Origin of the sequence: Frankia tisae (assembly GCF_025403405.1) — a bacterium.
In the GTDB taxonomy this organism is placed as follows: Bacteria; Actinomycetota; Actinomycetes; order Frankiales; family Frankiaceae; genus Frankia; species Frankia tisai.
In genome coordinates this window covers 1-10252 of sequence record NZ_JANEZT010000247.1, presented here as the reverse complement: position 1 = coordinate 10252, position 10252 = coordinate 1, and the positions used below count along the sequence as shown (strand labels likewise).

At 71.5% G+C, this 10252-nt stretch carries 7 protein-coding genes; 3 read left to right on the top strand and 4 right to left on the bottom strand.

The window, feature by feature from the left end; translation table 11 throughout:
- Positions 1 to 399: 399 nt before the first annotated feature.
- The gene (locus NBZ85_RS21165) at positions 400 to 933 is read right to left on the bottom strand and encodes a PaaI family thioesterase (protein ID WP_261562463.1); all 534 of its coding nucleotides are present in this window, start codon (positions 931 to 933) and stop codon (positions 400 to 402) included.
- 430 nt (positions 934 to 1363) lie between these two features.
- On the opposite strand from NBZ85_RS21165, the gene polA reads away from it, so the two are divergent.
- Positions 1364 to 4018 (top strand): DNA polymerase I, encoded by a 2655-nt coding sequence (gene polA / locus NBZ85_RS21160; RefSeq protein ID WP_264762050.1) that lies wholly within the window; start codon positions 1364 to 1366, stop codon positions 4016 to 4018.
- A 443-nt stretch (positions 4019 to 4461) separates the two neighbouring features.
- Positions 4462 to 6567 carry a putative bifunctional diguanylate cyclase/phosphodiesterase gene (locus tag NBZ85_RS21155; RefSeq protein WP_261557257.1) on the top strand — a complete coding sequence of 702 codons (2106 nt, stop codon included), beginning with the start codon at positions 4462 to 4464 and terminating at the stop codon, positions 6565 to 6567.
- A gap of 47 nt (positions 6568 to 6614) precedes the next feature.
- Here the strand turns inward: NBZ85_RS21155 and NBZ85_RS21150 are convergent, their stop codons facing one another.
- The 3 genes from NBZ85_RS21150 to NBZ85_RS21140 form a co-directional block, all read right to left on the bottom strand.
- Positions 6615 to 7157: a hypothetical protein gene (locus NBZ85_RS21150; protein WP_261562462.1), complete on the bottom strand. Its 543-nt coding sequence runs from the start codon at positions 7155 to 7157 to the stop codon at positions 6615 to 6617.
- Between the two features lie 135 nt (positions 7158 to 7292).
- Complete coding sequence (locus NBZ85_RS21145; RefSeq protein ID WP_261560412.1) at positions 7293 to 8405, bottom strand: M4 family metallopeptidase; 1113 nt, start codon at positions 8403 to 8405, stop codon at positions 7293 to 7295.
- 146 nt (positions 8406 to 8551) lie between these two features.
- Positions 8552 to 9355 (bottom strand): hypothetical protein, encoded by an 804-nt coding sequence (locus tag NBZ85_RS21140; RefSeq protein WP_372517815.1) that lies wholly within the window; start codon positions 9353 to 9355, stop codon positions 8552 to 8554.
- 190 nt (positions 9356 to 9545) lie between these two features.
- Between NBZ85_RS21140 and coaE the strand changes: the two genes are divergently transcribed.
- Complete coding sequence (gene coaE / locus NBZ85_RS21135) at positions 9546 to 10178, top strand: dephospho-CoA kinase (protein ID WP_261560411.1); 633 nt, start codon at positions 9546 to 9548, stop codon at positions 10176 to 10178.
- The last annotated feature ends 74 nt before the right edge of the window (positions 10179 to 10252 follow it).

Sequence of the window (10252 nt, the reverse complement as noted above, 5' to 3'; positions counted from 1 at the left end):
AGATTTGTATAAGAGACAGGCCCCCGCCTGCTCCGGCCTCCCGCCTGCTCCGGGTCCGTCCGGCGTGGTGCGGGGGGACCCGGCGGCTGGGGCCACACGGCCGATCGGCCCGATCGGGGATTTCGACGATCAAAGCTGGAGGTTTGCGGCACCCGGGAAGGGCTTTGGTGCCGTCCGGACCTTCCCCTCGTCCAGACGTTGTCTACTCACCCGTCCCGGGTGCACAGGCGATGAGATTAGGCGGGTCCCTTCATCAGGTCAACGCACCGGAGTGGTCCGGTGCGTCCGTTCCGACAGCCGGTGCTGGCGGGCAGGGGAACCGGTAAATATTGTGATCAGTCTCATCCGTATCCAGTTTTCGTGTTCTGGCCGGGAGCGGGGCGGCAGATTACTCCTCGATCAGCTCGGTTCGGATTCGCGCGAGCCGGTCGGCCGTCCACCGCGGATCATGCAGGTAAGCCGGGAGGTGCAGGTCACGCGGCCGGCGTCGTCGGTGATCCGGATGTCGTAGGTGACGAGGGTGCGCCCGCCACGGATGCGGGTGGCGACGGCGGTGACGGCGCCCGAGGTCGTCGATCGGTGATGCGAGGCGTTGATCTCGATGCCGACGACTGTCGAGCCGGGTGGCGCGTCCAGGGTCGCGCCGACCGAGCCCAGGGTTTCGGCGAGCACCACCGATGCGCCTCCGTGCAGGAGGCCGTATGGCTGCCGGTTGCCTTCCACGGGCATCGTGGCGACCAGCCGCTCGGGGCTCGCCTCGGTGAGCAGGATGCCCATCCGCTGCTCGATCTCCCCACGTGCGGCGTTGACCTGAGCGGCGAGCCGGATCGCGGCGGTATCCGCGGCGTCCTCCCTGCCACCGTGATCCACGCCCCCGCCGCCCCGGCTCGGGGCGATGTCATCGGCGGCGGGTACGGCATCGGCAGCGGTCATGACCGCGAGCCTAAACGAGCAGATCCGATCCGATTGCCGGCTACCGAGAGCGGTAGCCGGACCTGGCCGCCACCATCCGCGCGCCACACAGTCGGTGGTGTGGTCCGGGCGCGTGGTGGCCCTTCGCCGCGGCGGACCACCCACTCGCGACGGAACTGTCGGACGCACGGCCTAAACTCGCCGCGTGTCCGTCACCACGTCGAACTCGTCCGCTGACCAGCCGGCTCCCTCCGCCACCCAGGCAGGGCCCGCCGCCGTGGAAGGGTCGTCGGCCGAAGCGGCCCCTCAGGCCGACGCGGGGCTCGCCGCGGAGGCTCTGCCGGCCAAGCCGCGCACCCGCAGGTCCACCGCCACGTCGGCATCGACGGCTACGGCGAAGTCGGCCGCTGCGAAGAAGGCGGTGCCAGCGGCCGCCACCGGACCGCGGCTGCTGCTGCTCGACGGGCACTCGCTGGCCTACCGCGCGTTCTACGCGCTGCCGGTGGAGAACTTCTCCACCACCACCGGCCAGCCGACCAACGCCGTGTACGGCTTCACCTCGATGCTCATCAACGTCCTGCGCGATGAGAAGCCGACCCATGTGGCCGTCGCCTGGGACCTGCCGACGCCGACCTTCCGCCACACGCAGTACGCGGAGTACAAGGCGGGCCGTTCGGAGACCCCGGCCGACTTCGTCGGGCAGGTCAGCCTCATCCACCAGGTGTGCGACGCGCTTGCCGTGCCGGGGGTCAGCGCCGCCGGCTACGAGGCCGACGACGTGATCGCCACGCTCGCGACCGCGGGCGCGGCGGAGGGAATGGACGTGCTGGTCGTCACCGGCGACCGGGATGCGTTGCAGCTCGTCAACGAGCGGGTCACGGTACTGATGACCCGTAAGGGTATTTCCGACATGACCCGCTTCACGCCGGACGAGGTCCAGGCGAAGTACGGCCTGTCCCCGGTCCAGTACCCGGACTTCGCGGCGCTGCGCGGCGACCCGTCCGACAACCTGCCCTCCGTGCCGGGGGTGGGGGAGAAGACCGCCACCAAGTGGATCCAGCAGTTCGGTTCGCTCGCCGAGCTGGTGGACCGGGCCGACGAGATCGGCGGGAAGACGGGGGCGTCGCTGCGCGCCCACCTGGCCTCGGTGATCCGTAACCGCTCACTGACCGAGTTGGCCCGCGACGTCCCGCTCCCCGTCGCCCCGGACGGGCTGCGCCTGCGCCCCTGGGATCGCGAGGCCGTCCACCAGCTGTTCGACACGTTGCAGTTCCGCGTTCTGCGCGAGCGGCTCTACGCCGCCCTCGCCACCGCCCCGCCCCCCGTCGAGGAGGGCTTCGACGTCGAGTTGACCACCCTCGGGCCCGACGAGGTGACCCAGTGGCTCGACGAGCACGCCCGCGGCATCACCCGTACCGGCCTGCACCCCCGCGGCAGCTGGGGGCGGGGTACGGGGGTGCTCTCCGGCCTCGCGCTGGCCTCGGCTGACGGCACCGCGGCCTGGCTCGACCCGACCCAGCTCACCCCGGCGGACCTGGCGGCGCTCGGCGGCTGGCTCGCCGACGCCCACCAGCCGAAGGCCGCGCACGACGTCAAGGGCCCGATGCTCGCCCTCGCGGAGCTGGGCCTGACGCTGGCCGGCGTCACCAGCGACACCGCGCTGGCCGCCTACCTGGCCCTGCCCGGCCAGCGCTCGTTCGACCTGGCCGACCTGGTCGCCCGCTACCTGCACCGCGATGTGGCGGTGGAACCCGCCGGCAACGGCCAGCTCACCCTCGATGGCTCCGGGGAGGCGGAGGAGTCGCACGCCGACGCCGTGCGGGCCCGCGCCTGCCTGGAACTCGCCGACGAGCTCGACGCGGACCTCGAGCGCCGCAGCGCCGCCACGCTGCTTCGCGACATGGAACTCCCGCTCGTCACGGTCCTCGCCGGGATGGAACGAGCCGGCATCGCCGCCGACGAGGAGCATCTGACCGAGTTGCAGAAGCACTACAGCGGCGAGGTCGCGGCCGTCGCCGCGCAGGCCCACGAGATCGTGGGCCGGGCGTTCAACCTCGGCTCGCCCAAGCAGCTCCAGCAGATCCTGTTCGACGAGCTCGGCCTGCCCAAGACCAAGAAGATCAAGACCGGCTACACCACCGATGCCGACGCCCTCGCCTGGCTCGCCGTCCAGTCCGACCATCCGCTGCTGCCGGTGTTGCTGCGCCACCGCGACGTCGCCCGGCTCAAGACCGTCGTCGACTCGCTGCTCCCCATGATCGACGACGCGGGCCGCATCCACACCACGTTCAACCAGATGATCGCCGCCACCGGCCGGCTGTCGTCCACCGATCCGAACCTGCAGAACATCCCGATCCGCACCGCCGAGGGGCGCCAGATCCGGCGCGCCTTCGTCGTCGGCCCCGGCTACGAGACCCTGCTCACCGCGGACTACTCGCAGATCGAGATGCGGATCATGGCGCACCTGTCCGGCGACGAGGGCCTCATCGAGGCGTTCGGGTCGGGGGAGGACCTGCACACCTTCGTCGCCGCCGAGGCGTTCGGGCTGCCGGTCAGCGAGGTTGACCCGGAGCTGCGCCGGCGGATCAAGGCGATGTCCTACGGACTGGCGTACGGGCTGTCCGCCTTCGGCCTCGCCGGCCAGCTCGGCATCGCCCCCGACGAGGCCCGCGAGCACATGGACGCCTACTTCGCCCGCTTCGGCGGGGTCCGAGACTTCCTGCGCGGCGTCGTCGAACGGGCCCGCCGCGACGGCTACACCGAGACGATCCTCGGCCGGCGGCGCTACCTGCCCGACCTGACCAGCGACAACGCCCAGCGCCGGCAGATGGCCGAGCGCATGGCGCTCAACGCCCCGATTCAGGGCTCGGCCGCCGACATCATCAAAATCGCCATGCTGGGTGTCGACCGGGCGCTGCGGGCCGGTGGGCACGCCTCCCGGCTACTGCTCCAGGTCCACGACGAACTCGTGCTGGAGATCGCCCCCGGCGAGTACGGCGCGGTCGAGGCGCTCGTCCGCGCCGAGATGACCTCCGCCTACACCATGTCGGTGCCGCTCGACGTCAGCGTCGGCTCCGGCCGGACCTGGGACGACGCGGCCCACTGATGCCGGAAATGCCGTTCCTCGGGCGGGCACGCCGTGATGATCCGCATACGTTCTGGCGGGCATTTCTCGGCCTCCGGGCCATATGTCCAGACCTGGTCTCGGCGCCGTGGGAGAATGTATCGGGTGCATGTTACTCGCTCCGCTCCACCGGCTATGTTGAAGAAAGCCTGACCCGGATCTCGTAGCGTCACGGGTGGTGATCTCGGTCCGGGATCGCCGCCGGCCGGCGCGGCCTGCTGTTTTTCAGCCGAGCATGTCGGCACAGCCGATATCTCCGCCGTCCTACCGTGGCGGGAACGACCGGCTCGGCAGGAGGCTGCGATGCCGGCCGTTTCCTGCGGCTGAGCGTCGAGGTCCGCCGGGACAGGCCTGGCCGGGGCGCCCGGCCAGGTTCGATCCGTGGGCCGGACACGTCCCGCGGGCCGGTGGAGCGGCGGGGAGGGATGCGGCTCGTGCTCAGCGGTGGTTCGTACGCCGACCGTCGGCGCTTCCTCGTCGTCGCGCCGACTGGCGCCGTCGCGCTCTTCCTACTCGCCGCCGTCGTGCCCGGTTCGCCGGGCTATCTGCGCTGGGAGACCTGGGTCGGGGTACTGGTCGCGACGGTCAACATCCTGATCGGGTGGGTGGCGAAACCGCGTTGGGCCTGGGTGCCGCTGTTCGCCCCCGCCTCGCTCGCCATCTCGCTCGGTCTCGGCCTCGCCGCGTCCACCTCCGGCCGTCAGACCGAAATGTATCTGGTCTGGTTTCCGCCGATGTGCGCGTATGTTGCTCTCGTTTCAATCCCCGGTGCGATTCTGGTCATCGCCGTGATTATCGGGGCGCTCGCGGCCGGAGTGGTGGTCGGCGGCGACCTGAACGAGACCGCCGGCCCCGCGGTGTCCGCGGCGATCTGTACGATCGCGGCCGGATCGATCGTGAAAGGTTTGTTCCGCGCGGGTCTGCTGCAGAGCTACCTGGATCCGCTCACCCGTCTAGCCAATCGGGCGGGCACCCTTGAACGCGGCGAAAGGACCGTTGCGGAGATTCAGGCGGCCGGACGGGAGGCGATCCTGGTCCTTGTCGACATCAATCGGTTCCACGAAATCAACGATGCGTTGGGGCACGTCGGCGGCGACCGGCTGTTGCAGATCATCGCGCGGACGCTTGCCACGCTCGAACCGAGGCCGGCGTTCGTCGGTCGCGCCGGCGGGGACGAGTTCGCCCTGGTCTTCCAGGGGATGCCGGCCCCGGCGACGGTGGCTGCCGCATCACGCCGACCGGATGCGTCGCTGGCCGCGCCCACTCCGGCGGAGACGAAGCGGCGCTGGGCGCTCGGGCACCAGGTCCTGCGCCAGATCCAGGGTCCCTTCCAGGTCTGCGGTGTCGACGTCGAGGTGGATGCCTCCGTCGGGATCGCCGTGGCCCCCCGCGACAGTGCCACCATGGGCGGGTTGCTGACCTGCGCCGACTCGGCGCTGCTGCGGGCCAAGCGGGTGGGGGAGAGCCTCGGGCTGTGGGATCCCGGCATCACCGGGGTACGCCCCGAGGAGATCGCGCTGTACGCGCAGCTGCGCAACGCGATCATCCGCGACGAGCTGCTGTTGTTCTACCAGCCGCTGCAGTCGGCGCGCTCGGGCGAGATCGTCGGCGCGGAGGCGCTGCTGCGCTGGCACCATCCGACCCGGGGGCTGCTGGCGCCGGGGGTGTTCCTACCCGTCGCCGAACGTTCGCCGCTGATCGCCGATCTGACCCGCTGGGTCCTCGACGAGGCGCTACGCCAGTGCGCCGCCTGGGCTCGAGAGAGCCTGCACCTGCCGGTCTCGGTGAACCTCTCCGCCCGGATGCTGGTGCTCGACGACCTGCCGCAGGTCGTCGCCGACTCGCTGGCGGCCCACGGCCTCGCCAGCGACGTCCTCACCCTGGAGATCACGGAGAGCGCGCTGGTCACCCAGCCGGCCCGGGCGGCCACGATGCTGAACGAGCTGCGCAGGCAGGGGGTCGCACTGTCCCTGGATGACTTCGGCACCGGCTACAGCTCCATGGAGATCCTCAAGGCGCTCCCGTTCGACGAGGTCAAGATCGACCGCGGTTTCGTCACGGATGCCCGCGGCAGCCTGCCCGACGCCGCGATCGTGCGCTCGGTGCTCGACCTGGGTCACCGGCTCGGGCTGCGGGTGGTCGGCGAGGGCATCGAGGACGAGCGCACGCTTGCGATGATGATCGACCTCGGCTGCGATCTGCTCCAGGGCGAGGCGATCTCGGTACCGCTGCCGGCGGCGAAGATGTCCGAGCTGCTTCGGTCCCGGGGCGCCGCGGTACGGCCGTCGGCCCCGCAGGAGACCTTCCCGGCATCGGACCGCGCGCCTGCGGAGTGCGCCGGTGCGGTATCTGACGGCGCAGCGGCCGAGGGCGAGGGAGACGGTGGTGAGGAGCCTGCGGAGGCCGGGCGCTCGGTGCAACCCCTGACCGGGGACGAGTCGGGGACCGCAGCGGCGGGGCGCGGGGAGGAGCGAGAGGCATCCGCGCGGGCGGGCCGGCGCATCGGGGGTCGACCGAAGCCGAACGGCTGACCATGAGTGCCCGAGGACCGGCCGCGGCAACGATTCGAGCGCGTGGGTCAGCTCGTGGCCGCTGCACCCGGGGGCGCCGCCGGGGCGGTGGGCGCCAGTGACGCGCAGGCGGCCCGAGCGGTACGCCAGGTGTCGGCATCCACGCCGGGCGGGGCAGCGGTCGAGCCCGGGCCCGCAGCGCCGCCGGGTCCACCGCCGGCACCAGGGCCCCCGCCGCCGCTGTTCGGCGCGCCCGACGGCGGGGCGCCGCTCGGACGGGCGCCCTGCGCCGGCGCGCTTCCCGCCGTGCCGGCGCCCGGAGTCGGCAGCGTCACCCCGTTGTTCGCGAGGCAGGTCCGGTAGGAGGCCATCGCACCTGTCCCACCAGCGGCGGTAGTCGCCCCCGTCGTCGGAGTCGCCCCCGTCGTCGGAGTCGCCCCCGCGGAAGGGGTCACCGCCGAGGCCGCGGCGGCCGCCGAGCCGCTCCCACCGCCTCCGCACCCCGCCAGCGCGGCCGCCAGGGTGACCGTCAGCAGCGGCAGGATAAGCCGGTGCCACCGTGTCGCGATGCCGTCTCGGCACGCAAACCGGGACGTCCTGACGTCGTTCATGCTCCTCCTCGGGGCAGCGGGACTGCCGGTGTGAGCACCGACCGGTGGACACACTGCCGGGCCCCGCTGTGGGGAGCCTGTGCCGAGTCTGGGGATTACATACGATCCACGGGATTTGTGCGGTTATGGGCGGCGTCAGACCGCGATGCCGACCTCGTGCCACGCTTCGACGACGGCCTTGCGCTCGTCCGCGCCGAACAGCACGCCGGCCTGGCGGCTCGTCACCGCCGCGAACGAGCGGAAGGTCGCGTTCGGCCGAACCTGCGGCGAGCGCAGGCTCTCGTACCAGATGCGGCCGGCCCGCTCCCACGCGTGCCCGCCGAGCGCGATCGCGGCGAGGTAGAACGCCTTGTTGGGGATTCCCGAGTTGATGTGGACGCCGCCATTGTCGCCAGTCATCTTGACGTACTTGGACATATGCCCAGGCTGGATATCGTCGCCGAGTACGGGATCGTCGTAGGCGGTGCCGGGGTCCTTCATCGACCGCAGCGCGACGCCCTGCACCGCGTTGGTGAGCAGCCCGTTGCCGATCAGCCAGTCGGCCTGCTCGGCGGTCTGCCCGAGCGCGTGCTGCTTCACCAGGGAGCCGAAGACATCGCTGACCGATTCGTTGAGCGCCCCGGACTGATTGACATACATCAGCGCCGCCTCGTCCTCGGTGACGCCGTGGGTCAGTTCGTGCCCGATGATGTCCAGCGATACGGTGAACCGCTGGAAAAGTTCGCCGTCGCCGTCGCCGAACACCATCTGCCGGCCGTTCCAGAAGGCGTTGTCGTAATGGTCGCCGTAGTGGACCGTGGCGAGCAGTGCCATTCCCTCGTCGTCGATCGAGTCGCGGCCGAACGCATCGGAGTAGAACGTGAACGTGGCGCCGAGACCGTCGTAGGCCTCGTTGACCGCCACGTCGTCGACCGCCGCGTCGCCCTCGGTGCGGACGGTCCGACCCGGCAGCGTCTCGGTGCCGGCGGCGTCCCCCACGGTGCGGCGCGGGCCGTCATCCGGGCTGAGCCGCGGCGGTGCTGCGCCGCGCTGCGCCGCGCGAAGCTGGCCGTTGTGGACGCGGATCGTGCGGTGCGAGCTGTCCTGGACGAGGGTGGACAGCGCCCAGGAACGCTGATCGTCGCTGCCGTTGCGGACGATGCGTTCGAGGATGTGCGGCGGGATGGCGCAGGGCGCGCAGTGGCCCAGCGTGGTGGGCTGGCCCAGCGCGCTGGGATGGCTTGGCGTGACGGGGCGAGGACGAGGCATGGTCGACTCCGGGGAGTGGGGGCGGCGACCGAACCGAGGTCCGGCGTGCATCCGACGGGTGGCGTGACCCGCAGCTACCGACCCTGCTACCTGCGGCGCAGAATGTCCAGACTCTGTCGATGCGTCTGCATGGTGCGGTTATTGGACTACGGCGTGTTATCGCCATTTCCGCGATGTCTTTTCATTGACAATCCAGCCTGCCTGCCGCGCCACCGTCGGAGTCCGACCCGTCCGGCCGCCTGGGCCAGCGCCAGCGCCAGACCGCCGAGCACGAGATAGGTCATGTGCGCGTCCAGCCAGTTCACGGCGCCACGCATCCACGGGGCCACCGCCCGCGCCGCGGTCAGGTAAAGCGCGGCCGACAGCAGGGAGCCGGGAATCAGGAACCGCAGGAAGCGGCGCATCGGCACGTCGCCCGCGCCGAGCGCCGCGTCAACCGCCGCATTGGTGTTGACCAGGCAGAACCACAGCAGGGGAGTCTGGGTCCTCGGGCGGGCCAGGGCCGTGACCAGCCGGCTGCGGCCGAGGCGTCGCAGCAGGATCGATCGGATGTTGTTGCGGGCCAGCCCGAAGTAGCCGACGTCAACCAGGGCCCGAAAGAACGCGGCGATCAGCAGGGCCGGCACGAACGGCACCGACCCACCGACGAGCAGCAGGATCGCCCAGGTGGGCCGTAGCGTGATGAGCAGCAGCGGTGCGCGGTCGGCGAGCGCGGGCACCAGGGCCAGCCCGATGGCGCCGAGACCGAGCAGTGAGCCGGTAAGCAGCGCCGGCCACAGCCGGTGGGCGAGGCGTCGCAGCCCGCTTGACCCCGCCTGCGCCAAGCCGTCGCCCTGCGCCACCTCGGCCACCTCGCTGGCGGGCAGGCCGGCGACAGGGCCGGGACCGATCGGGTCGGCACTGGCGGGCAGGGAAAGGGCCTGCGCCCGCCCCTGTTCGGCTGCCCTCACGCGGCCCAGTCTGCCAACCGCTCTGCGTGCCGCGAAAGCGGCCAGCCGCGATGGCCGGCCGATGTCTCCCGCTGGCAGCCGTGCTGGCGAGGTGTCGGAGCACCGCGATCGGCGCGGCCGCCGGGGGGGGGAATCCTGACATCGGCGGCAGGGTGGCGCATGTGCCTGCCTGGGCTGGCAGACTCGGCCTGTGCTCACAGTGGGTCTGACGGGTGGAATCGGGTCGGGTAAGAGCGCGGTCGCCTCGCGTCTCGCGGCCCGTGGTTCGCTGCTGATCGACGCTGACCAGATCGCCCGGGACGTGGTCGCGACGGGGACCCCGGGCCTGGCCGCGGTGCTGGCGGAGTTCGGAGCCGAGCTGGTCGCGCCCGATGGCAGCCTCGACCGCCCGGCACTCGGCCGGATCGTCTTCGCCGATGCCGCGGCTCGCGGGCGGCTGGAGGCGATAGTCCATCCGCTCATCCGAGCCGAGACCGGCCGGCGGATCGCGCAGCTGCCCCCGGACGGGATCGTCCTGCACGACGTTCCGCTACTCGTCGAGGTGCACGCGGAGGGCAGCTACGACCTGGTGCTGGTCGTCGAGGCACCGCGCGAGCTGCGGCTGGTGCGGTTGGAGGGCCGCGGTCTGCCCCGCGACCAGGCACTGGCCCGGATGGCCACGCAGGCCACCGACGAGCAGCGCCGTGAGGCCGCCGACATCGTCATCGACAACAGCGGCAGCCTCGACGAGCTCGACGCGCGCCTCGACGAGGTCTGGCAGGAGCTGCTTGCCCGCCGTGACGCCCGCGCCGCCGCCGAGCAGCCCCCGGCCGCCACCCTGTAGCCCTACTGCGCCGTAACCCCACTGCGCCGTAACCCCACTGCGCCATAGCCCCACTGCGCCATAGCCCCTACTGC

What these genes read in the sequence shown, in the direction of transcription:
- NBZ85_RS21165 (WP_261562463.1), bottom strand. Translation starts at nt 933, where the DNA reads ATGACCGCTGCCGATGCCGTACCCGCCGCCGATGACATCGCCCCGAGC.
- NBZ85_RS21155 (WP_261557257.1), top strand. Translation starts at nt 4,462, where the DNA reads ATGCGGCTCGTGCTCAGCGGTGGTTCGTACGCCGACCGTCGGCGCTTC.
- NBZ85_RS21150 (WP_261562462.1), bottom strand. Translation starts at nt 7,157, where the DNA reads ATGAACGACGTCAGGACGTCCCGGTTTGCGTGCCGAGACGGCATCGCG.
- NBZ85_RS21145 (WP_261560412.1), bottom strand. Translation starts at nt 8,405, where the DNA reads ATGCCTCGTCCTCGCCCCGTCACGCCAAGCCATCCCAGCGCGCTGGGC.